Annotated in this window: 16 protein-coding genes; 9 read left to right on the forward strand and 7 right to left on the reverse strand. The window is 69.6% G+C overall.

Annotated elements, in window-relative coordinates; all coding sequences use genetic code 11:
- Positions 1–1377, forward strand: a complete 1377-nt coding sequence (purB, locus tag EV671_RS00160) for an adenylosuccinate lyase (RefSeq protein ID WP_132569002.1) — start codon at positions 1–3, stop codon at positions 1375–1377.
- A 113-nt stretch (positions 1378–1490) separates the two neighbouring features.
- On the opposite strand, the gene EV671_RS00165 is transcribed toward purB, so the two are convergent.
- On the reverse strand, positions 1491–2000 hold the full coding sequence (locus EV671_RS00165; protein WP_165917421.1) for a GNAT family N-acetyltransferase: 510 nt from the start codon (positions 1998–2000) through the stop codon (positions 1491–1493).
- Positions 2001–2066: 66 nt separating this feature from the next.
- Between EV671_RS00165 and EV671_RS00170 the strand changes: the two genes are divergently transcribed.
- From EV671_RS00170 to EV671_RS00185, 4 genes are all read left to right on the forward strand, one after another.
- Positions 2067–4286 (forward strand): putative bifunctional diguanylate cyclase/phosphodiesterase, encoded by a 2220-nt coding sequence (locus tag EV671_RS00170; protein ID WP_132569004.1) that lies wholly within the window; start codon positions 2067–2069, stop codon positions 4284–4286.
- A gap of 65 nt (positions 4287–4351) precedes the next feature.
- Complete coding sequence (gene pyrF, locus EV671_RS00175; RefSeq protein ID WP_132569005.1) at positions 4352–5152, forward strand: orotidine-5'-phosphate decarboxylase; 801 nt, start codon at positions 4352–4354, stop codon at positions 5150–5152.
- Between the two features lies 1 nt (position 5153).
- Entirely contained in the window at positions 5154–8459 is a 3306-nt protein-coding gene (locus tag EV671_RS00180) for a PAS domain-containing hybrid sensor histidine kinase/response regulator (RefSeq protein ID WP_132569006.1), read from the forward strand.
- Positions 8460–8470: 11 nt separating this feature from the next.
- Positions 8471–9181, forward strand: coding sequence for a queuosine precursor transporter (locus tag EV671_RS00185; protein ID WP_132569007.1), 711 nt, complete (start codon positions 8471–8473; stop codon positions 9179–9181).
- 6 nt (positions 9182–9187) lie between these two features.
- Here EV671_RS00185 and EV671_RS00190 read toward each other — a convergent pair whose 3' ends face one another.
- On the reverse strand, positions 9188–11515 hold the full coding sequence (locus tag EV671_RS00190; protein WP_132569008.1) for a xanthine dehydrogenase family protein molybdopterin-binding subunit: 2328 nt from the start codon (positions 11513–11515) through the stop codon (positions 9188–9190).
- Positions 11512–11976: a (2Fe-2S)-binding protein gene (locus tag EV671_RS00195; RefSeq protein ID WP_132569009.1), complete on the reverse strand. Its 465-nt coding sequence runs from the start codon at positions 11974–11976 to the stop codon at positions 11512–11514. Before EV671_RS00195 ends, EV671_RS00190 begins: the two co-directional genes overlap by 4 nt.
- Before the next feature lie 62 nt (positions 11977–12038).
- Here EV671_RS00195 and EV671_RS00200 point away from each other — a divergent pair, with 62 nt between their 5' ends.
- Positions 12039–12707 carry an alpha/beta hydrolase family protein gene (locus EV671_RS00200; RefSeq protein ID WP_132569010.1) on the forward strand — a complete coding sequence of 223 codons (669 nt, stop codon included), beginning with the start codon at positions 12039–12041 and terminating at the stop codon, positions 12705–12707.
- 338 nt (positions 12708–13045) lie between these two features.
- On the opposite strand, the gene EV671_RS00205 is transcribed toward EV671_RS00200, so the two are convergent.
- The 4 genes from EV671_RS00205 to EV671_RS00220 all read right to left on the reverse strand — a co-directional run bounded on the left by EV671_RS00205 (position 13046) and on the right by EV671_RS00220 (position 20205).
- Positions 13046–15706: a TonB-dependent receptor plug domain-containing protein gene (locus EV671_RS00205; protein ID WP_165917422.1), complete on the reverse strand. Its 2661-nt coding sequence runs from the start codon at positions 15704–15706 to the stop codon at positions 13046–13048.
- Between the two features lie 833 nt (positions 15707–16539).
- Positions 16540–18258 carry a M14 family metallopeptidase gene (locus EV671_RS00210; protein ID WP_132569012.1) on the reverse strand — a complete coding sequence of 573 codons (1719 nt, stop codon included), beginning with the start codon at positions 18256–18258 and terminating at the stop codon, positions 16540–16542.
- Positions 18259–18397: 139 nt separating this feature from the next.
- Positions 18398–19156 carry a LytR/AlgR family response regulator transcription factor gene (locus EV671_RS00215; protein ID WP_132569013.1) on the reverse strand — a complete coding sequence of 253 codons (759 nt, stop codon included), beginning with the start codon at positions 19154–19156 and terminating at the stop codon, positions 18398–18400.
- Positions 19153–20205 (reverse strand): sensor histidine kinase, encoded by a 1053-nt coding sequence (locus EV671_RS00220; protein ID WP_132569014.1) that lies wholly within the window; start codon positions 20203–20205, stop codon positions 19153–19155. The genes EV671_RS00215 and EV671_RS00220 overlap by 4 nt, the downstream gene beginning before the upstream one ends.
- A 116-nt stretch (positions 20206–20321) precedes the next feature.
- Here EV671_RS00220 and EV671_RS00225 point away from each other — a divergent pair, with 116 nt between their 5' ends.
- The 3 genes from EV671_RS00225 to pcaF are packed head-to-tail and all read left to right on the forward strand — an operon-like array spanning position 20322 to position 23757.
- Positions 20322–21122, forward strand: a complete 801-nt coding sequence (locus EV671_RS00225; protein ID WP_132569015.1) for an enoyl-CoA hydratase-related protein — start codon at positions 20322–20324, stop codon at positions 21120–21122.
- Positions 21119–22558 (forward strand): 3-hydroxyacyl-CoA dehydrogenase, encoded by a 1440-nt coding sequence (locus EV671_RS00230; protein WP_132569016.1) that lies wholly within the window; start codon positions 21119–21121, stop codon positions 22556–22558. The genes EV671_RS00225 and EV671_RS00230 overlap by 4 nt, the downstream gene beginning before the upstream one ends.
- Positions 22555–23757: a 3-oxoadipyl-CoA thiolase gene (gene pcaF, locus EV671_RS00235; RefSeq protein ID WP_132569017.1), complete on the forward strand. Its 1203-nt coding sequence runs from the start codon at positions 22555–22557 to the stop codon at positions 23755–23757. The genes EV671_RS00230 and pcaF overlap by 4 nt, the downstream gene beginning before the upstream one ends.
- Positions 23758–23815 lie beyond the last annotated feature (58 nt).

Here is a 23815-nt window from a genome sequence, read left to right on the forward strand (position 1 = left end):
ATGACCACCACCGACTTCAACCCGATCAGCGCCCTGTCGCCGCTGGACGGCCGCTACGCCGCCAAGGTGGCGCTGCTGCGCCCGCTGCTATCCGAGTACGGGCTGATGCACCGCCGCGTGCAGGTCGAGGTGGAGTGGTTCATCGCGCTGTCGGACGCCGGCTTCAAGGAGTTCAAGCCGCTGTCTTCCGCCGCGCGCAGCCGGCTGCGCCGCCTCGTGAAAAAGTTCAGCGAGGCCGACGCCGAGGAGATCAAGGCCATCGAGCGCACGACCAACCACGACGTGAAGGCCGTGGAGTACTGGATCAAGCGCAGCTTCGAGGGCCAGCCCGAACTGCTGGCCGCCGCCGAGTTCGTGCACTTCGCCTGCACCAGCGAGGACATCAACAACACCAGCCACGCGCTGATGCTGAAGGCCGCGCGCGACGAGGTCATGCTGCCGGCGCTGGACGGCATCGTCGCGACGCTGCGCAAGATGGCCCACCAGTTCGCCGCCGTGCCCATGCTGAGCCGCACGCATGGCCAGACGGCCAGCCCGACGACGGTCGGCAAGGAGATCGCCAACGTCGTCGCCCGCCTGCAGACGGCGCGCGCCCGCATCGCCGCCGTGAAGCCGCTGGCCAAGATGAACGGCGCGGTCGGCAACTTCAATGCCCACCTGTCGGCCTGGCCCCGCCACGACTGGGAAGCCTTCAGCAAGCAGGTCATCGAGAAGCAGCTGAAGCTGACGTTCAACCCCTACACGATCCAGATCGAGCCGCACGACTACATGGCCGAGCTGTTCGACGCGTTCACGCGCGCCAACACCATCCTGATCGACTGGTCGCGCGACGTCTGGGGCTATATCAGCCTGGGCTATTTCAAGCAGCGCACCAAGGCGGGCGAGATCGGCAGCTCGACGATGCCGCACAAGGTCAACCCCATCGACTTCGAGAACGCCGAGGGCAACTTCGGCCTGGCCAGCGCCGTGCTGACCCATCTGAGCCAGAAGCTGCCGGTGAGCCGCTGGCAGCGCGACCTGACCGACTCGACGGTGCTGCGCAATATGGGCGTGGGCCTGGGCTACGCACTGCTGGGCTACGACTCGCTGGCCAAGGGCCTGGGCAAGCTCGAAGTGAACGAGGCCGCCCTGGCCGACGATCTCGACGCCGCCTGGGAAGTGCTGGCCGAGCCCATCCAGACCGTGATGCGCCGCTTCGGCCTGCCCAACCCCTACGAGCAGCTCAAGGAGCTGACGCGCGGCAAGGCCATCACGCAGGAATCCATTCGCGCCTTCATCGAGGGCCTGGACCTGCCCAAGGCCGAGAAGGCGCGGCTGTTGAAGATGACGCCGGGCTCGTATACCGGCATCGCGCAGGACCTCGCGAAGCGAATCTAAGGTTTTGCGGGACAGACCGATCGAGCGAAGCGAGTAGCTCTGTCCCCAACTGACTAGAGTTGTTTTGCGGGACAGACCGATCGAGCGAAACGAGTAGCTCTGTCCCCAACTGACTAAAGCGCGAGCTTGAACACCCTCGAGGGCTCGTTGTAGCCCTCGAGCTGTTCCCGGCCCTGCTCGACGAAGCCCAGCTTGCCCAGCAGGGCCACGCTGGAAGGGTTGTCCAGCGCCGTGATGGCCATCAGCGTTTGCCAGCCCAGCGCCGTCCGTGCGTGCGCCACGCAGGCACGCGCCGCCTCCAGCGCATAGCCCTTGCCCTCGTGCTCGGCCAGCAGCGCATAGCCGAGGTCGGGTTCAGGCAGGGCGGGGCGCTTGAACAGGCCGCACATGCCGAGCAGCATGCCGTCCTCGCGCCGCACGACGGCCCAGAAACCGTGACCCAGTTCACGGTAGGCCTTCAGCAGCCGGCCCTCGGCCCAGGCCAGCGCGTCGTCGATGCTGCGCACGCCGGGGTCGTTGATGTTGCGAATCCAGCCCGGTTCGTTGACCAGGCGCAGCAGGAAGGGCGCGTCCAGCGGTGTGAATTCACGCAGAGACAGGCGTTCGGTGTCCAGGATGTGCATGGAACCAGACAATAACCGGTCGACCTTCAGACACGACATCCGCCTGCCCGCCGCCCCACCCGCGTCATGAGCCCCGAGCCCCCTTCCCGTCAGAGCACCGCGCTCAGCCAGGCGCTGCGCGAGCTGGACATCATCCTGGCCAATGCCGGGGTGGGCATCGTCTTCGTGAAGGCGCGCAGGCTGGTGCGCTGCAACCAGCGCTACGCCGAGATCTACGGCTTCGACAGCGCCGAGGCCGCCGTCGGCCACAGCAGCGTGGAGCTCTATGCCACCGCCCAGGAGGCCCGCGGCCTGGGGGCGCGCGCCTATCCGGTGCTGTCCAGCGGCGAGACCTTCCGCGGCGAGCAGATGATGCGGCGCCAGAGCGGCGAGCTGTTCTGGGCCCACCTGACCGGCCGCCTGATCAACCCCGACGACCCGGCCGACGGCTCGATCTGGATCGTCGACGACATCACCGAGCGCAAGCTCGCCGACGCGGCCCTGGCCGACCTGCACGCCGAGCAGCAGCTGATCTTCGACCACGCCATGGTCGGCATCGTCTTCCTGCGCGGGCGCCGCGTGACGCGCTGCAACCGCGCCTTCGAGCAGCTGTTCGGCTACGGCCCCGGCGAGCTCGACGGCCAGCTCTCGCGGGCCTGGTACCTCTGCGACGCGGACTGGAAGGCCGCCGGCGACCTCTGCTACGAGCCGCTGTCGCGCGGCGACTCCTACCATGCCGAGATGCTGCTGGGCCGCAAGGACGGCACGCCCGTCTGGTGCGAGGTGCGCAGCAAGGCCATCGACCGCAGCGACCTGTCGCGCGGCTCCATCTGGATCACGCAGGACATCACGGCCCGCAAGCTGGCCGATCAGGAGCTGGTCACGGCCAAGGCCCAGCTCGAGGCGCTGGTGGCCCAGCGCACCCAGCAGCTCAGCCAGACCGTGGCCGCGCTGGAGCAGAAGGTCGCCGAGCAGCAGGCCGCCGAGGCCCACATCCAGCGCCTGGCCCTGTTCGACGGCCTGACCGGCCTGCCCAACCGCCACCTGCTCGCCGACCGCGCCAGCCAGGCCATCGACATCGCGCGCCGCAACGACGAGCCGCTGGCCGTGCTCTTCCTGGACCTGGACCACTTCAAGAACGTCAACGACTCGCTCGGCCACCGCGTCGGCGACGCCATGCTGGTGCAGCTCGCATCAAGGCTGCGCGGCGCGGTGCGCGAGCAGGACACCGTGGCCCGCACCGGCGGCGACGAGTTCGTCCTCGTGCTGCCGCTGACCGACATCGCCGGCGCCGCCCATCTCGCCACCAAGCTGATGGCCCTGGCCAGCGCGCCCTTCCAGGTCGAGCAGCAGGAGCTGACCGTCACGCCGTCGATGGGCATCGCGATGTTCCCGACCGACGGCGACGATTTCGACACGCTGTGCAAGTGTGCCGACGCGGCCATGTACCGCGCCAAGAAGGACGGCCGCAACGCCTACCGCTTCTTCACGAGCGAGATGCAGGCCCAGTCGGCCCGCGCGCTGCTGCTGGAGAACGCGCTGCGCCGGGCGCTGGAGCGCAAGCAGCTCAGCCTGCACTACCAGCCGCAGGCCTCGCTCGACGCCGACGGCGAGACCCGCATCGTCGGCGCCGAGGCCCTGCTGCGCTGGCACCACCCCGAGCTGGGCTGGGTGTCGCCGGCCGAGTTCATCCCCATCGCGGAAAGCTCGGGCCTGATCCTGCCCATCGGCGAATGGGTGCTGCGCGAGGCCCTGTGCCAGCTGCGCGCCTGGGACGAGATCGGCCTGCCCGAGCTGACGATGGCCGTGAACCTGTCGGCCGTGCAGTTCCGCCACGACGACCTGCCCGAGCTCGTCGGCCGCCTGCTCGGCGAGATCGGCATGCCGGCCGGGCGGCTGGAGCTGGAGCTGACCGAGGGCGCCGCGATGGACGACCCGGCCATGGCCATCACCGTGATGAACGAGTTGCACGAACGCGGCGTGCGCCTGTCCATCGACGACTTCGGCACCGGCTACTCGTCGCTGAGCTATCTGAAGAAGTTCCGCGTCAGCAAGCTCAAGATCGACCAGTCCTTCGTGCGCGACCTGACCGAGGACGTCGAGGACTGCGCCATCGTCGACGCCGTCATCCGCATGGCCGCCGCCCTGGGCCTGGAGACGCTGGCCGAGGGCGTCGAGACCGAGGGCCAACTGGCCTTCCTGCGCCGCCATGGCTGCCGGGCCGTGCAGGGCTATCTGTTCAGCCGGCCGCTGCCGGCAGACGCCTTCGCCGAGTTCGTGCTGTCACGGACGATGGTGTCCGTTTGAGCGGCCCTCGCCCGAGGGCTTCCGGTAATGCCCGTGCCGCGAGCCAACCCTGACAATCCCGCGCCATGAACTTCATCGCCCAGCTGCAAGCCTGCTCCCACTCCCGACTGTGCGTCGGCCTCGACCCCGAACCGGCCAAGCTGCCCGGCGCCTGGGTGGGTGACGCGGGCAGGATCTACGACTTCTGCTGCTCAATAGTCGACGCGACGCACGACCTCGTCTGCGCCTTCAAGCCGCAGATCGCCTACTTCGCCGCCCACCGCGCGGAGGAGCAGCTGGAGCGCCTGATCGCCCACATCCACAAGGTCGCGCCCGGCGTGCCCGTCATCCTCGACGCCAAGCGCGGCGACATCGGCTCCACGGCCGAGCAATACGCCCGCGAGGCCTTCGAGCGCTACCAGGCCGACGCGGTCACGCTGTCGCCCTTCATGGGCTTCGACTCGGTCGAGCCCTATCTGCGCTACGAGGGCAAGGGCGCCATCCTGCTGTGCCGCACCTCCAACAAGGGCGGCGACGACTGGCAGATGCAACGCCTGGCCGACGTGCCCGGCCAGCCCAGGCTGTTCGAGCACCTCGCCTTTCTTGCCGAGACGCAGTGGAACCGCAACGGCCAGCTCGGCCTCGTCGTCGGCGCGACCTACCCCGGCGAGATCGCCCGCGTGCGCGAGCTCGCACCCACGCTGCCCCTGCTCGTGCCCGGCGTCGGCGCCCAGGGCGGCGATGCGGCGGCCGTCGTGCAGGCGGCCGGCCGCGCCGCGCCGCTGGTCGTCAACTCCTCGCGCGCCATCCTCTACGCGAGCCAGGGCGCCGACTTCGCCGCCCGCGCCCGCGCGGTGGCCGAAGCCACCCGCGCAGCCCTCAGCTGACATGCCCCGCGGCGGCGACGACCTCAGCAGCCTCGTCGGCCACGCGGAGCCGCCCGAGCAGCAGCGCGCCCGCCTGGCGACGAGCATGCGCTGGCATGCGGCGCGCATCTTCCTGCTGGCCTGCGGGCCCATCTCCCTGCCCGTCGCCGGGCTGCTCGCCTACACCCGCCAGCCCGGCGAATGGATGGACGGCTGGCCGCCGGTGCTGCTGGCAGCGCTGATCTCGGTGTTCGCCTTCATCCGCCTGGCCATGCTCTCGCGCGGCCCGCGCCGCGAGACCCGGCCGGCCGCCGCGCTGCTGATGATGGCCCTCGTCATCGCGCTGCCGGTATCGGTCGCGGTGTCGCGCGACCTCGGCCTGTGGGCGCTGGCCCTGGCGGTGTCGGGCGTGGTCGTGGCCTTCGCCACCGGCATGCTGGGGCTGCGCGCCGGCGCGGCGCTGGCCCTGCTGGCCGGCGGCGCGCTGGCCGGCCTGGCCGGTGCCGAGGCGATGGGCTGGGTCACCCATCCGGAGGCCATGAACAGCCTGCTGCTGCGCGGCATCGTGCAGTTCGGCCTGCTCGGCGCCGGCCTGATCGCCGGCTTCGGCCTGCTGAAGATGGTGCAGCGCTCGCTGGCCGAGGCCGACGAGCGCACCGCACGCTTTCGCGGCCTGCTCGGCATGGCGGTGGACTGGTACTGGGAGATGGATCGCGAGTTCCGCTTCACCCATGTCGCAGAGGAGAGGTCCGGCAGCTCGGGCCTGGACCTGAGCGCGCGCATCGGCAAGACGCCGTGGGAGATCGACGGCATGGGCCTGAACGACGACGAGCTCGACGCCCACCGTGCCGACCTCGAATCGCACCGACCCTTCCACGGCATGGTGGCGCGCCGCGTCGGCACCGACGGCCAGCCGCGCTGGGTCTCGATCAGCGGCGAGCCGCGCTTCGACGCCCAGGGCAATTTCCGCGGCTACTGGGGCGTGGGACGCGACGTGACGGGCGAGGTTGCCGCCGAGCAGACCGTGCACGCCACCGAGACGCGCTACCGCGAGCTGTTCCGCCGCTCGCCCAGCCCGCTGGTGCTGCACCGCTGGGGCCGCGTCGTCGACGCCAACCCGGCGGCCATGGCCATGTTCGGCTATGCGCAGCGCTCCAGCATGATCGGCCAGGACCTGTTCAGCCACTACGAGCCGGGCGACGACGAGACGGCGCGCCAGCAGGCCGCGCGGCTCGAGGGCCTGCCGCCCGGCGCGATGCAGCCGATGACCGAGTACCGGCTGCGCACGCTGTCGCGCCGGCGCCGCCTCGTGCAGGCCACCAGCGTGCGCGTCGAGACCGCCTCCGGGCCGGCCACGCTGACCTTCTTCACCGACCAGACCGAGCAGAGCCGCGCCCAGGACGCGCTGCGCCGCAGCGAGGGCCTGCTGTCCCACCTGGTCGCCACCAGCCCCGACGTCATCACGCTGACCGAGGCCGAGGGCGGCCGCTACGCGATGGTCAACAAGGCCTTCGAGGCGCTGACCGGCTGGACCAGCGCCGAGGTCGTGGGCCACACCTCGGCCGAGATCGGCATCTGGCACGACCCCGCGGACCGAGACGCCATCCGCGAGGCCATCCGCCGCGACGGCAGCGCCAGCAACCGCCCCGTCGCCTTCCGCCGCAAGGACGGCAGCAGCGTGTCCATGCTGGTGTCGGTGGCGCCCTTCGTGCTGGACGGCCAGCATTACCTGGTGCTGTATGCGCGCGACGTCAGCGAGAGCGAGCGCACGCGGCTCGTGCACGGCGCCATCCTCGAGAACGCCTCCATCGGCATCGCGCTGACGCGTGAGCAGCAGTTCGTGCTGACCAACCCGCGCGTGGAGACGATGTTCGGCTGGGACCGCGGCGCGCTGGTCGGCCAGCACGGCAGCGTCGTCTGGCCCACGGTGGAGGACTGGCAGGCCGTGGGCCGCGACCTCGGGCCCCAGCTCGCCGCCGGCGAGCAGGTCGAGGCCGAGCGCAAGATGCGCCGCCGCGACGGCTCGACCTTCCTGGCCCGCCTGCTGGCCCAGGCCGTCGACCCGGCCCACCCGAGCCGCGGCGGCACGATCTGGATCATCGAGGACGTCACCGAGCGCCGCCGCGTTGACGCGGCCCTGGCCCTGGCCAAGGACGAGGCCCAGGCTGCCAGCCGCGCCAAGAGCGCCTTCCTGGCCAACACCAGCCACGAGATCCGCACGCCGCTCAACGGCCTGCTCGGCCTGGGCCGCCTGGCCCAGCAGCCCGACATCGGCGAGGCCCAGCGGCGCGACTACCTGAACCAGATGATGGACAGCGCCGAGAGCCTCTCGGGCCTGATCTCCGACATCCTCGACCTGTCCAAGATCGAGGCCGGCCGCCTGACGCTCGAGAGCCAGCCCTTCTCGCTGCGCGAGCTGCTCGGCTCCATCCGCCTGGCCTATCTGACGCTGGCGCAGGCGCGCGGCCTGACCTTCGCCGTCGAGATCGACCCGGCCCTGCCCGTCTGGGTCTTCGGCGACCCGCTGCGCACGCGCCAGATCCTGTCCAACTACCTGACCAATGCGCTGAAGTTCACCGCGGTCGGCGGCATCACGGTCAGCGTGAAGGCGCTGGACCGCAACGCCCATGGCAGCGCCGGCGAGTGGGTGCACATCGAGGTGCGCGACACCGGCCCCGGCATCGCGGCCGAGCAGCAGGCGCGGCTGTTCCAGCCCTTCACGCAGGCCGACGAGTCGACGACGCGGCGCTTCGGCGGCACGGGCCTGGGCCTGTCCATCTGCCGCGAGCTGGCGACGCTGATGGGCGGCGAGGTCGGCGTGCAGAGCCGGCCCGGCGAGGGCGCGACCTTCTGGGCCGAGCTGCCCCTGCCCGCGGCGCCCGCGCCCATGGCCCACCAGCCGCGCGAGGCCCGCGCCAGCAGCAGCGAGGCCCTGCACGGCCGGCGCGTGCTGATCGCCGAGGACCACCCGGTCAACATGCTGATCGCCGTGGCCCAGCTCGAGCAGTGGGGCATGGAGGTGGCCCAGGCCAGCGACGGCCGCCAGGCCATCGAGGCCGTGCTGGCGGCCGCCAGCGTCGGCAAGCCCTTCGACATCGTGCTGATGGACGTGCAGATGCCGGTCATGGGCGGGCATGACGCGACCCGGGAGCTGCGCAAGCAGTTCTCCGCCGCCGAGCTGCCCATCGTCGCGCTGACCGCCGCGGCCCTGGTCTCGGAGCGCGACGACGCCTTCGCGGCCGGCATGAACGACTTCCTGACCAAGCCCATCGACACGCCCAAGCTGCACCAGACCCTGCTCCGGCTGACCCGTCCGAGAAACACCTGACTGGAACCCGCATGAACCAGGAGCCGCGCGTCTTCAAGTACTACGACCTGATCATGGCGGCGTTTGTCTGCGTGCTGCTGTGCTCCAACCTGATCGGCGCGGCCAAGGCGGCACAGCTGACGCTGCCGGTGCTGGGCACGGTCACCTTCGGCGCCGACCTGTTCTTCTTCCCGATCAGCTACATCTTTGGCGACATCCTGACCGAGGTCTACGGCTACGGCCGCGACCGCCGCGTGGTGTGGGCCGGCTTCGGCGCCCTGGTGTTCTCGGCCTTCATGGCCTTCGTCGTCGTGCACCTGCCGCCGGCGCAGAACGACTTCATGGCCGCCTACCAGGGCCATGTCGAGGCCGTGTTCGGCAACACCTGGCGCATCGTCGCCGGCTCGATGATCGCCTTCGCCTGCGGCAGCTTCGCCAACAGCTTCGTGCTGGCCAAGATGAAAATCGCGACCCAGGGCCGCTTCCTGTGGGCGCGCGTCGTCGGCTCCACCGTGGTGGGGCAGGCGGTCGACACCAGCTTCTTCTTCCTGATCGCGTTCTCGGGCATCTGGCCCAACGAGCAGCTGTTCGCCGTCATCGTCACGCAGTACCTGTTCAAGACGATCTGGGAGGCCGTGATGTACCCCGCCACGGCCTGGGTCGTGCACTTCCTGAAGCGGGCCGAGGGCGTGGACCACTACGACCGCGGCACCAACTTCAATCCTTTCAAGATCAGGGTCTGAGCGGCATCAGCCGATCAGCGGCAGGCTGCGCCGGCGCTCGCCGGTCAGCGTGAACCAGGCGTTCGCGATCGCCGGCGCCAGCGGCGGCAGGCCGGGCTCGCCGACGCCGGTGGGCGGGCCGTCGCCGGGCACGAAAAAGGTCTCGATGGCCGGGCATTCGGCCAGCGTCACGAGACCCAGGTCAGGAAAGCTCTTCTGCTGCACGACGCCGGCGGCGATGTCGATGCGCCCGCGCAGCGCCGCACTCAGGCCGAACACGATGCAGCTCTCCATCTGGCGCACGACGATGCCCGGGTTGACGACGGTGCCGCAGTCGATCGCGCAGACGACGCGCTTCACGCGCGGCTGGCCCTGCTCGGCGACAACCTCCACGACATGGGCGACAACGCTGCCGAAGCTCTCGTGCAGGGCCAGGCCGCGGGCCGTGCCCTCGGGCAGCGGGCCGCCCCAGCCCGAGGCCTCAAGCACGCGCTTGAGCACCGCCTGGTGGCGCGGCAGGCCGTCGAGCAGCTTCAGGCGCAGCGTCGCGGGGTCGATGTGGGCGGCGTGGGCCAACTCGTCGATGAAGCTCTCGCGGAAGAAGGCGTGGTGGGAGTGGCCCACCGAGCGCCAGTTGCCGACCGGGACGCCGCTGTGCGTCGGGACATGGGTCACGCGCGCATTCGGGATGGCATAGGGCAGGTCGAACAGGCCTTCCGAGGCAGGCTTGTCCGGCGCGTCGCCGGGCGCGGTCAGCGCGGCCAGCGCGCGGCCGTCGGGGAAGGCGTTGCGGGTGATCAGGTCCAGCCAGGGCGCGCGGCCCGGCGCGATGCGTTGCAGCCAGCGCGGCCCGAGGGCATCGCCCGCGCCGGTGATGGACAGGGCGGTGACGCCGGTCGCGTCCACGCCGCCGCGCAGCACGGCCACTTCGGCGGGGCGGTAGAAGTCGTGCGTCGTGTCCTCCTCGCGCGACCAGACCAGCTGCACCGGCGCGCCGCCGCAGTCCATCGCGACGCGCACGGCCTGGCCGACGAAGTCGATGTCCAGGCGCCGGCCGAAGCCGCCGCCGAGATAGGTCACCTGCAACTCCACCGCCTCCAACGGCACGCCGGCCACGCGCGCGGCCAGCTCGCGGGCCAGGCCGGGCACCTGGGTCGGCGCCCAGACGCTGACGCGGCCGTCCTTGACCTGGGCCGTGCAGTTCTGCGGCTCCATCGTCACGTGGGCGAGGTAGGGCGCGCTGTAGACCGCCTCGACGCGCTGCGTGGCCTGCGCCAGCGCCCGCTTCGCGTCGCCCTGGTCGAGGAAGGCGAAGCCCGCGCCGGCGGCATCGGCCTCGCGGGCGCGGCGCTCCAGCTCGGCATGGATGCTGGCAGTGTCCACGGCGCCGTCGGGCGGCGCCTGCCAGGCCACGTCCAGCGCCTTGGCCGCCTCCAGCGCATGCCAGGTCGTGCGCGCGACGACGGCGTAGGCCGCCGTGGAGCCGGCCACCGGGCCGAGAGCCACGACGCGCAGCACGCCGGGGCGCGCGAGCACCGCGTCGACATGGGCCGGCCCGAGGCCGCCGCCCAGCACGGGGCAGTGGCGGATGGCGGCGAACAGCTGGCCCGGCTGGCGCACGTCCAGTCCGAAGCGCGCGCTGCCGTCCACCTTGGCGGCCAGGTCCAGGCGCGGCCGGGCCTGGCCGATCTGCGTCCATTGCTGCGGCGTCTTCAGCCTCACCTCGCCCGGTGAGGTCTGCGCGGCCTGGGCAGCGAACTCGCCGTAGTGGCCGAGGGCGCCGCCCGCGTGCTGGACGATGCCGGCCTTGACGCCCAGCTCGGCCACCGGCAGCTTGTGCTTCAGCGCCGCGGCCGCCAGCAACTGGGCGCGTGCCGTGGCCGCGGCCAGGCGCAGCGGCTCCCAGGCATCGGCCGTGGACGAGGAGCCGCCCGTGAGGTTGAGCCCCAGCTCGCGCGCCACCTTGGCCGTCACCCAGGCCGACAGCTTGTAGCTTGGCTTGTCGTGGTCGCGCGGGCCGAAGGGCATGTTGCCCACCAGCGCGGCCACGTTGCCGTAGATGGCGTCGTCGCCGGCACCCGTCAGGCGCAAGCGTGCCAGCGGCAGGTCCAGCTCCTCGGCCACCAGCTGGGCCAGCGCCGTGTGCACGCCCTGGCCCATCTCGCTGCGGTTCATCACCAGCACGACGCCGCCGTCCGCGGCGATCTTGATCCAGCCGTTCAGCGCCACCTCGCCCTCGACCGGCGGCAGCAGCTCCTTGCTTCCGAGGCGCGAGCGCGGCGGCAGCGCGCCCCAGCCGACGATCAGCGCGCCGGCCGCGCCCAGGCCGCTGAGCAGCATCGTGCGGCGCTTCATGCCTTGACCCCCTTGGCCGCCTGCTTGATGGCCGCCCGCACGCGCGGGTAGCTGCCGCAGCGGCAGAGGTTGGTCATCGCGGCGTCGATGTCGGCGTCGCTCGGGTTGCCGTTCTTCGCCAGCAGTGCGGCGGCTGCCATCAGCATGCCGCTCTGGCAATAGCCGCACTGCGGCACCTGCTCGGCCAGCCAGGCGAGCTGCACGGCGTGCGGATGCTCCTTGCTGCCCAGGCCTTCAATTGTCGTGAGGGCCTTGCCCTGCACGCTGCCGAGCGGCGTCACGCAGGAGCGCACTGCCTGGCCGTCGACATGCACGGTGCAGGCGCCGCAGGCGGCGATGCCGCAGCCGAACTTGGTGCCGGTCAGGTTCAGGCCATCGCGCAGCGCCCACAGCAACGGCATCGCGGGGTCGCTTGCGATCTCGGGCAGGGCCAGGGTCTGGCCGTTCACGTTCAGGTCCATCGGGAAGGGGCCTCGGTGGGGGAAAGCGCCTCAGGATAGCCCGGACGGCTCACAATTCCGCCATGACGTCCTCTCCCGAAACCGGGCCCGCCGATCTGCTCTTCGTGCTGCTGCCCGACAGCGGCATCGCGCCCGATGGCCCCGACACGCTGGCGCCGCTGGCCGCCGCTCTGCAGGGCCAATACCCCAAGGCCATGGCGCTGACCGTGCATCCGCCGCTGCGCGACGTCGAAGGCCGCTGCCGCTGGTGGCTGGATGCCGAGCCCAGCCCGGGCGGCGTGACGGCGGCTTTGCCCCATCTGCTGGACCGTCTGCGCCTGGAGGCCCGCAAGCTCGACCTGCCCTGGCAGCGCGTTGCCCTGGCCGGCGTGGGCGACGGCGCCCTGCTGGCGCTGGAGGCCGTGCAGGCCGAGCCGGCCCTGGTCGGCCGCGTGCTGGCCTTTGCCGGCGGCTACCTGGCCCGGCCCGAAGTGGCGCCCCAGGATGTCTGTGTGCACCTGCTGCACGGCCTGGAGGATCGCCGCTTCCCCTACCACCACGTGGTCGACGCGGCGCAAGCCCTGGTCGACCTGGGCGCCGACGTGACCGCCGACCTGCTGCCCCATATCGACCATGGCCTGCACCCGGCGCTGATCGACAAGGCCATGGAGCAGTTGCGCACCTTCATCCCGGCGCGGCTGTGGCGCGAGGCGCTGCTGGCCGCGCAGGAGAGCGAGCGGCCCGTCGGCTGATAGGGTCCCGTTGCTCGCAGGCGATATGGAACGGTGGGGAAAGCTCCCCGGAGCGTCGGGTCCGACATCGGAATGGCCAGCCATTTCAATGATTCGGGTCGATGGATGGCGAGCCTCTTCAATGCGAAGGGGTGAGGATGCCTCGGTGCCGGGAGATTCGCGATCAAACCGCCGGGAGGTATGACCCGCCCGGCTGCTGATCTGACGAAATCCGGCGCGAGGCCGTCATCACGCGCGCGCGGCGCGACCCGATGGCCCGTATGCTGGGCATGCCGCCCGTGGCGGACGGCCTGCCCCACTGCAAGAGGCTGCAGAAGCGCCTCCGCAGACAAGACCTCTCAGAAGTCGTAGGTGGCCCGCAGGTACCAGGCGCGACCGGTCGGGTCGGAGAAGACGGGGTTGTAGCCCGACTGCCAATTCTGAGTCTGGTTCGAGAACGGAGGATTGGTGTTGAGCAGGTTGCGCACGCCCACCAGCAACTTCATCGCCGGCATCGGCTTCCAGGATGCGTAGGCCCCCCAGACGGCATACGAGCCGACCCGGATGGTCTGATTTGCGGCATCCTTGAACTCGTCGGCGTAAGAGGCCGTGTAGTGGTTCGTCAGGCCTGCACCCCAGTCGCCATTGGTCCAGTCGACCGACAGCTGATGCTGCCATCGGATGGCGGGTTGATTGCCGCCGTTGAACTGGCCCAGCAGATTCAGCCACTGACCACCTGCATACTCTTGGAGCAAGTAGCTCCTCGTCCAAGTGCCTTCCAGGCCAAAGCGGAACTTGCCGACCGCAGTCCGCATTTGGTAGTTCGCGCTCAGGTCTGCGCCGCTGGTGATGATCCCGCCGGTGTTTTGGACAGTCTGGATCACATAGCCGCACGTTGGCGAACTCGGCCCGTTCGGGCAGGAGGTGTTCGCCACCGGTGCCTGCGTGAGCGATCCGAGGTTGTTCAGCTTGTAGAGGCTGGAGAACTGCCCCGGATTGGCATAGATCACCGTATCCGGAATCGACTGGATCTCGTTGCTGATCTTGATGTGGAAGAGGTCGAGCGTGATGCCCAGATCCGCCACCGGCGCCAGGATGATGCCGAAGCTGTAGTTGGTCGACTTCTCGGGCTTGAGGTTCGGATTGCCGCCGGAGAGCGCCATGCCCTGCGCGGCGCAGTTGGCCTGCGTGAAGATGGCGTCGTAGTTGCCAGAAGCGCAGCCGGGCCCCGTCATGCTGCCGGCAGCGGCACCAAGAACCTGCGGCGAGAACAGGTCAACCAACGAAGGCGCTCGGAAGCCGGTCAGCGCAGCGGCTCGGAAACTGACCAGCTTCGACGGTTGATAAAGGGCCGAAAGTTTGGCGTTGTTGGTATTGCCGAAATCGCTGTACCGATCATGCCGATCGGAGAGGGTCAAGTCCCACTCCTTGGTCAAAGGCATGTCGAATTCGGCGTAGATGGCCTGCGAATTGCGACTTCCAGTCACGACAGCAGGCGGGTAGTAGGTCGCGTTGTAAAGCGTCGTCGCCAGGTCAGTGGGATTGAAGCCGATCTTCTCCTGGCGGGCATCGACGCCCAAGGCCAGCGTCGCCTGTTTGCCGGAACCAAAGAGATCACCAACCTCGCGGCTGGCCTGGAGGTTGACGTCCCAGAGCGACAGCTTGCCGGAGGCCAGCTTTCCGTTCAGGTACGAGCCGTCAATCAGTGCCTGGCCCTGCGCCGACAAGGGGCCAAACGGATTGATCGAATCACTGAGGATGCCACCGGGCGCGAGCTTGTTGTAGTCGGCATAGCCACCGGTGACGAGCAATGCGTTGTTGTTAACGCTGTAATTGGCGGCCGCCGAATAGTCCCACCCCTTGACCGTGCCCTTGAGGCTCGCAACGAAGCGCTGCTCGGTGTTGTTGTCGCCCTGGTAGCGGTTGTTGTTCGGGTCCGTCCAGCCGACGGTGATGGGGTCGACCAGATCGGGCGGCGCCGCGCCGTTGCCGGTGACGTAGGTGGAATTGGCCAACGTCGGAAAATACGTCGGGTTGGTGGCCGGCGTCATCGTGAACGAATAGGTCTGTGGCCCCCCCCAGTTCGAGACCTTGGAGCTCGCGTAGAAATACTGAAGGTTCAGCGTATGGTCGCCCGGTAGTGCCTTCGTGAACGACACCATGCCGGACCACATCGTCTGCGGCGGGATCAGGTCCACGGCGGCAGAGTAGAGATAGGCACAGTTGCCTTGGTCCTTGGTGAGATAAGGATTGCCCGCGCAGGCCGGATACCCGACCTGGAAGATGTTGCCGTTGGCATCCGTGTAGCTGCCAGGGAAGGTCCCCATCGGACCGTTCTGGTTCGAGAGGCCCTTCGACGGGTACCAGCCGGTCGCCGCAAACGAGCGCTGCGACGCCTTCATTTCGTTGATCTTGCTGTAGTTGGCCGTGACGAGCAGGTTGTAGCCGTCCTTGTCCAAGCTGCCCGTGCCCCATGCAATATCGCCGCCCGCAGTGTTGCCTCCGCCGCCTTGCGACCTTGAGCCATTCACGTTGAGCTGGCCGCCCTGCAAACTCTTCTTGGTGATGAAGTTGATCACGCCGGCCATCGCGTCCGTGCCATAGACCGACGACGCGCCTTCGCGCACGATTTCGATCCGCTCGATAGCGGCAAACGGGATGCCGTTCAGATCTACCGCGCTGCCGAGCACGACGTTGTTCGCCAGGCGCTGACCATCCAGCAGCACCAGGGTCTTGGATGCGCCCAGGCCACGCAGGCTCGCGAACGACCCGCCACCGGTGCCCCAGGAGGACACGGCACTCGCCGTGATGACTCCGGGCTGGTTGGACGAGACCAGTGCAAGCGCTTGCTCGACGGTCGTGATGCCCATGTCCTTGAGGCTTTCGGCCTTGATGACGGTCATGGCCTCCGTCGTCTCCGACATGGTGCGCGGGATCATGGATCCGGTCACGACGACGCGATCCAACTGCGTCTCGGACTGCTGCTGTGCGTAGCTGCTGCCGCCGACGGCGGCGAGCATGCTGACGAGGGCCAACTTGACGTGGCTGCTAAGGACGGAAAGCTCGTGGCGAGCGTGAAGAGGAAGCGAATGCTGCGTGAGGGTTCGTGGACTCATCGTATTTCCCAGTATTGCGGTTCAACGGGTGGGCCCACGGTCGGTAAGACGCGCGGGCGCAGTGAAGGGTGGCAACTCGTGGTGCCGCTCCGAACCGTACCGGGCCAGGCCTCAGGGCATGTGCTAGGGGATTTTTCGGATTGCAATAACTGTTCAGATGAGCGTCGCGCGTCGGGCGCGCATCGTGTCGAGAAGGCCCCGCCAGCCGGCACAAGATTTATTGAAATCCTGCTTAGGGTGTCATGTGTGACTGATGGTTTTGACACCCGACGCACCAAAGATTCATGAAGGCGCGACGCGAGTTCACAAAACTTTGTAATTCGACGCCCGGATGTATCCAAACTTGTTGTTCGCAGTCGACGGTTTTCGGGGGGGGCCTAGGTTGAAGCCCATTTGGCGCCAAGGACCGCCGGGACCGATGCCACCCGTCCGCCCGGATAGCCTGTCCAAGTGACCTGAACCCGGCGAGCGCTCTCGATGACGGAATACAGGGGTATTCGGGTCGGATGACCTCGCAGAGAAGATCGGCAACGGGCGTGTGGAAAGCATGCCGAACGTGCCGTGCCGCGTGCCGTCAAGCCGGCCGCCCAGTACGAGCTCCTTGCGCGTGACGCCGGGCCGAGGGATCGGCCGGGCCCGTCACATGCAAGGCCCTCGGCGGTCCATGCCCTTCCCCCGCGGGGTGCGGGCCTTCGGCAGGCTTCGCACAGAGCGCAGGCGCCGTGCTCGATCCGGCCTCAGTCCAGCACCACTTCGGTCCTCACGACACCAGCCCGCTCCGCGCTCGCGCTCAGCGCCAGCCGCGTGCCCACGGGCGCGCGCACCACCCATTCGGCCACCGCGCGGTCGCCCGTGGGTTGCTTGTTGGGCAGGAAGGCGAGCTGGCTCTGCTTGGGCGCGTGGCCCTCGAGCTGCGGGCCTTCCATGCGCTCCTTGCCGCTGACGAGGCTGATGCCCGGGTCGCCCGAGGGCATGTGGATCTCGAACATCAGGCCGCGCACGGTCTTGCGCTCCAGCGCCCGCTGCGTGACATAGGCCGGCAGGTAGCCGGCATTGGCGACGGCCAGGCGCACGCGCCACATGTCGGGGCCCAGCGCCCGCACCTCGGTGCGGATCAGCTCCAGCTGGGGCAGGCTCATTGCGACCTGGGTCAGCCAGGCCGGGAAGCGCGCGGCCTCGCGCTCGCGGAGCCGAGGCGGCGGGTTGCGCCAGTAGTTCATCTTGTCCCAGCCGCCGATCTCCACGGCGCCCAACTGCGGATGCTGGAAGGGCGTCCAGTCGACATGAGCCTTGCCCTCGCAGTGCTCGTCGCTCCATTTCAGCAGCTTGAGGTCGTCCTCGACCGGGTGCTCGCGGTACCAGTCGATCCATTTCTCGGCCTCGACGCCGGCCTCCTTGTTCGGCGACCACAGCTCGACGACCCAGAACAGCGCGCCCAGATGCTCGTAGACCCAGTCCTGCGTGCCCGTGATGACGTCCTTGGGGTGGTAGCGGAATTCCTCGTAGATGCTGACTGCGGGATAGCCGGTGTGTTTCTCGCCCAGGGCCGAGAACTGCTGGAACAGCCACAGGTCCTCGGGCGTCATGTCCTTGTCGCTGCGCGTGCCGCAGGGGCGCAGGATGACGCCGCTGTGGGTGTGGAAGCTGATGGCCGCACCGATGTTGGGATGCTGGGTGATGAAGTCGACCATCGCGCGCACCTCGGGCTCGCTGGTCGGGTAGGGGCCGGCGCCGAGCTGCTGGAACTCCTGGCGCCATTCGCCGGGGAAGTTGCGGTTCAGGTCCAGGCCTTCGCGGTCGGCATTGACATTGACGGTCAGGCCGTCGTGGTTCTTCACGAAGCCCTCGGGGATCAGGCGGTAGTAGTCGCCGCCGTGCTCGCCGGGTTCGCGGGCCACCATCAGCCGTGGGTCTGCCGCGTGCTTCTTGTAGCCGCCGTGCGGGTCGGGCACGCGCATCGTCAGGATGCGGCCGTCGCCGTCGATGTCCTCGATGCTCAGGCCGTCGACCGGCTCCTCGGTGTAGGGGTAGGGGCGGGTCGAGCTGCGGATGTGGCGCGGCCGGTCGGCCAGCGCCAGCTCGGCGCCGTCGGGGTTCAGGCGCGGCACGAGGTAGACGGTGCGCGTGTCCAGCAGGCGGTTGACCTGGGCGGCCTCGGCGGACGTGCCGCCGTGCAGGTCGAGCAGCCGGTGCAGGTAGTAGAGGCAGGTGGTGGACGCGGTCAGCTCGGCCGCGTGGATGTTGCCGTCCAGCCAGAGCGCCGGCTTGTCGATGTCCATGCCGCTGGCGAGATTCGTCACGACGACGACCCAGATGTCGCGGCCTTCATAACTCTTGCCGATGGAGCGCACCGACACGAGGTTGGGGCGCGCCTCGGCGTAGGCGAAGAGCAGGGCCGTCAGCTCCTCGTGGCGGTAGAAGTGGTCGAAGCGCGGCGTGGGCAGGGGGCTGGGCATGGCGACTAAGCCTCGGGGCGCTCCCAAGACTTGGGGTTGACAGGGCAGGCGGCGATTGTGAAAGCGGCCTGTCACACCGTCTTGCCTCACCCCCGGGTTGCGGGCCGGGTTTGCCCGGAACCGGCTCGGCCGCGCCGGATCACTGGCCTTTGAAAAGCACCTGGAACTGGCGCGACACCGGCAGCTTCTCGTCGCGCCCGCGCAGCGTGACGACCATCGTGCCCTCGTCCACGCGAATGGCGCGCGCGATGCAGCGGCTGTTGACCAACACGCTGCGGTGGATCTGCCAGAACTGCTCGGGGTCGAGCTGGGTCAGCAGCTCGCGCAGCGGCGTGCGGATCAGCGCGTCGCCGCCCTGGTGGACGACGCGGGTGTAGCGTTGGTCGGCCTCGAAGTAGACGATCTCGTCGGGCGGGATCAGGTGCACCTCGCGGCCGACGCCGGCCTGGATGGGGCGCGGCGCCGGCTTGGCCGGCGCGAGGCTGGCGAGCAGGCGCTGCAGGGCCGTCGTGTCGGGGGCAGGCTGGGTCAGCCGGGTGCGCAGGCGCGCGAGGGACTGGGCCAGGCGGGCGTCGTCGACCGGCTTGAGCACATAGTCGATGGCACCGGCGTCGAAGGCGGCCAGCGCGTGGTCGTCGAAGGCCGTCACGAAGACGATCAGCGGCGGCGCGGCCAGGACCGACAACCGGCGCGCGACTTCCAGGCCTGTCAGTCCGGGCATGCGGATGTCGAGGAAGGCGATGGCCGGCTCGAGGGCGAGGCAGTCGTCCCAGGCTTCGGCGCCATTGGTGCTGGCGGAGACGATGTGCAGCTCCGGCCACAGGCGGCCGAGCGCGGCGCGCAGCTGCTCGCGGGGGGCTTCCTCGTCGTCGGCGATCAGGGCGGTGATGGGGTTCATGCGGTCAGCGTGGCGATGCAGCCGGGGTGGGCGTCGGCCAGGATCAGCGTGGCGGCGGAGAAGGCCTGCAGCAGGCGGCGGCGGGTGTTGGACAGGCCCACGCCCTCGGTCCAGCCGGGCGCGAGGCCGGGGCCGTCGTCGCGCACCGTCAGCACCAGGTGCGCGCCGTCGTGGCGCGCGGCGATTTCGATGTGGCCGCCGCGCAGTTGGGGCTCGATGCCGTGGGCAATCGCGTTCTCCACCAGCGTCAGCACGACACCCGGCGGCAGCTCGGCCGTGACGCCGGCCGGCACGTTGATGGCGAAGCCCAGCCGCGGCCCGAGCCGCGCCTGCATGATGGCCAGGTAGCGCCTCACCATCTCGACCTCGTCGGCCAGCGGCTGCAGCTCGCGTTCGAACATCGGCAGCGTGGCGCGCAGATAGGCCGTGAAGTCGCGCAGCAGCGGCGCGGCGCGCTCGTCCCGCGTGTCCACCCAGTGCTGCAGCGAGGCCAGCGTGTTGAACAGGAAATGGGGCTGGATCTGCGCCGCGGCCAGGCGGGTGGACAGGCGCAGCGCGGCGTCCTGGTCGTGCAGCTCCCGCAGCCTGGCCTCGATCTGCTGCACCCGGAACAGCGTCAGCATCCACCAGGCGCTGAGCACGCCGGTCATGGCGGCCACCAGGGCGATGTTCTCGTTCTTCACCTGGTCTCGGTAGCCGTTCTTCATCAACAGCACGGCGATGGCCGCTATGGCCAGCGCCGTCCCGTAGCAGTACAGGTTCAGCCGTGCCCGCGTGGGCTGGCGCCACAGCGAGCGTGCAACCAGCAGCGCCGCCACCGCGAGCGCGCACCACAGCCCCCACCACAGCACGGGTCGGGTCCAGTCGGCGTCCTCGCTGGTGACCACCACCGCCGGCAGCAGCACCAGCAGATTGATCGCCACATAGCTGTCCACCGCCAGCGGCCAGGGCTGCATGCCGGCCCGCGCCATCTCGGCGGGTGTGAAGACACGCATCGGCCCGGGGTAGACCCATTGGCGGCAGTGCAGGGAGTCGAGCAGGGATGGCATGGCGGGCGAGTCTAGGCGGGGCCCGCGCAGCGGGGGGTGGCGTGCGGCGAAGGGTCGATTGGGGCGTATGAATGGCTCAGTCGACCGATCGGTCGGGAAAAGTGCAGAATGCCGGGATGCCTTCCTGGACCTCGCTCGATCTCGAACGTAGAAGCAACGGCGTCGCCGTGCTGACGATGAACCGGCCGGCCGTCTTCAATGCCTTCGACGAGACGCTGATCGAAGAGCTGGATGCGGCGTTCGCGCTGTTGGGCGATGACGCGGCCGTGCGCGCCATCGTGCTGGCCGGCGGCGGCAAGCATTTCAGCGCCGGCGCCGACCTGCAGTGGATGCAGCGCGCCGCCGCGGCCTCGCAGGACGACAACCTCGCCGACGCGCGCCGCTTCTCGGCCATGCTGGCGCGCATCGCCGCATGCCCGAAGCCGACGCTGGCCCGCGTGCAGGGCGCGGCGCTGGGCGGTGGCGTGGGCCTGGTGTGCGCCTGCGACATGGCCGTCGCGGCCGACTCGGCCAGCTTCTCCGTCAGCGAGGCCCGCATGGGCATCCTGCCGGCCGTCATCGGGCCGCATCTCGTCAACGCCGTGGGTCTGCGCGAGGCGCGCCGCCTGGCGTTGACGGCCACTCGCATAGGCGCCGACGAGGCGCTGCGCGTCGGCCTCGTGCAGCGCGTCGTGCCGGCCGAAGGGCTGGACGCGGCCATCGACGCCTTCACTGCGGACCTGCTCGCCTGCGGCCCGCATGCCCAGGCCGAGATCAAGCAGCTCTACGCGCGCTTCGCGGTCGGCCCCGTCACGGCGGACGTTCGCGAGCTGACCGCCGGAGCAATAGCCCGCGTGCGCAGGACGCCCGAGGCCCGCGAGGGTTTCGCGGCCTTTTTGGCCAAGCGCAAGCCCAACTGGACCCCGGACTCCGAATGAATCTGCAAGACGCCCGCATCCTCGTCGTCGGCGCCGGCCTGATGGGCGCCGGCATCGCCCAGGTCGCCGCCCAGGCCGGCCATGCCGTGACGCTGTACGACAACCGCGCAGGCAGCGCAGAGGCCGCCAAGGCCAAGCTCGCGGCCACGCTGGACGGCCTCGTCGCCAAGGGCCGGCTGACTCCCGATGCCGCGAGCGCGGCGCTGGCGCGCATCACGCCGGTCGACACGCTGGTGGCTGCCGACCTCGTTATCGAGGCCATTGTCGAGAACCTGGACGTGAAGCGCGCGCTGTTCGCGGAGCTGGAGGCGCTGCTGCCGGACGCGGCCGTCATCGCGACCAACACCTCGTCGATCTCGGTGACGGCGCTGGCGCGCGGCATGAAGAGGCCCGGGCGGCTGGTCGGCATGCACTTCTTCAACCCGGTGCCGCTGATGAAGCTGGTCGAGGTGGTGTCGGGCCTGGGCACCGACCCCGTAGTGGCCCAGGCCGTCTTCGAGCTAGCGGGCCGCTGGGGCAAGACGCCGGTGCACACGCGCTCGACGCCCGGCTTCATCGTCAACCGCATTGCCCGGCCCTACTACGCCGAGGCGCTGATGCTGCTGCAGGATCGGGCTGCGCGGCCCGAACTCATCGATGCCTGTCTGCGCGCGGCCGGCTTTCGCATGGGCCCCTGCGAGCTGATGGACCTGATCGGCCACGACACCAATTTCGCGGTGACGAACTCGGTGTTCGCGGCCAACTTTTATGACCGCCGCTTCACGCCGTCGCTGGTGCAGCAGGAGCTGGTGGATGCTGGCTATCTGGGCCGCAAGAGCGGGCGGGGGTTCTACCGCTATCCGGAGGGTGCGCCGGCGCTGCCAACGCCCAGCTATCCCCGACCCGAGGCGAAGCGCCTGGTTGTGCATGGCCGCGGCCCTGTGGCCGAGCGGTTCCGTGCGGCCTTGCCGGAAGCTGAATGCGATGACGCCAGTGACTGGGTCGGCATGGAGGCGGACCTTGCCCAGATTCGTCTGACCGATGGCCGCACGGCGCGCGCGATTGCCGCCGAAAGAGAGTTTCGAGCGCCGGTGGTGGTATTCGACCTGCCGCTGGGTGAGGCCAAGGACTTGGCCTATGCCAAGTCGGGTAATTTCTCGGACCCTGTTGGCTGGCTGTCGGTCTTGGGTTTCGCGCCTCGAGAAATGGTCGATGTACCCGGCCTGGTCGTTGCGCGCACCATCGCGATGCTGATCAACGAGGCCGCCGACGCCGTGCAACAAGGCGTCTGCGACGAGGCCGGCGCCGACGCGGCGATGAAGCTGGGCGTCAACTACCCCGCCGGCCCCTTCGAGTGGCTGGCGCGCTGGGAGCGCGGCGCCGTCGTCGCGCTGCTCGACCGACTCGATTCCCACTATCGCGGCGAGCGCTATCGCGTCAGCCCCTATCTGAAATGACCCAAGCCTTCATCTGCGACGCGATTCGCACGCCCTTCGGCCGTTATGGCGGCGCGCTGTCCTCCATCCGCACCGACGACCTCGCGGCCCTGCCGATCAAGGCGCTGATGGCGCGCAACGCGAATGTCGACTGGGCTGCCGTGGCCGACGTCATCTACGGCTGCGCCAACCAGGCCGGCGAGGACAACCGCAATGTCGCCCGCATGGCCGCGCTGCTGGCCGGCCTGCCTGTGGACGTGCCCGGCAGCACGGTGAACCGCCTGTGCGGCTCGGGCCTGGATGCCATCGGCACGGCCGCGCGCGCCATCCGCGCCGGCGAGGCCGGGCTGATGATCGCCGGCGGCGTCGAGAGCATGAGCCGCGCACCCTTCGTGATGCCCAAGGCCGAATCGGCCTTCAGCCGCGCGAATGCCGTCTACGACACCACCATCGGCTGGCGCTTCATCAACAAGCAGATGAAGGCCCAGCACGGCGTGGACTCCATGCCCGAGACGGCCGAGAACGTGGCCCAGGATTTCGGCATAGCACGCGAGGCCCAGGACCGCATGGCGCTGGCCTCGCAGACCAAGGCCATCGCGGCGCAGCAGCGCGGCTTCTTCGAGCGCGAGATCGTGCCCGTCGAGGTGCCGCAGAAGAAGGGCGAGCCGCTGCGCGTGCTGCTGGACGAGCATCCGCGCGCGACCAGCCTGGAGGCGCTCGCCAAATTGAAGGGTGTCGTCAAGCCGGACGGCAGCGTGACGGCCGGCAATGCCAGCGGCGTCAACGACGGCGCCTGCGCGCTGCTGATCGCCAGCGAGGCCGAGGCCGCACGCCAGGGCCTGAAGCCGCGCGCCCGTGTCGTCGGCATGGCCACGGCCGGCGTCGCGCCGCGCATCATGGGCATCGGCCCCGCGCCGGCCACGCGCAAGGTGCTGGCGCTGACGGGCCTGAGCCTCGCGCAGATGGACGTCATCGAGCTGAACGAGGCCTTCGCGGCCCAGGGCCTGGCCGTGCTGCGCGACCTGGGCCTGGCGGACGACGACGCCCGCGTGAACCCCAACGGCGGCGCGATCGCGCTGGGCCACCCGCTGGGCGCCAGCGGCGCGCGGCTGGCGACGACGGCGCTCAACCAGCTCGAAGTGAGCGGTGGCCGCTACGCGCTGTGCACGATGTGCATCGGCGTGGGGCAGGGCATCGCGCTGGTCATCGAACGGGTCTGATGACCTTGCGGGACAGACCCTGGCACGCAGCGCCACGCGCTGTCCCCAACTGATCAGG

It is taken from the genome of Roseateles saccharophilus, assembly GCF_004342485.1.
In the GTDB taxonomy this organism is placed as follows: Bacteria; Pseudomonadota; Gammaproteobacteria; order Burkholderiales; family Burkholderiaceae_C; genus Pelomonas; species Pelomonas saccharophila.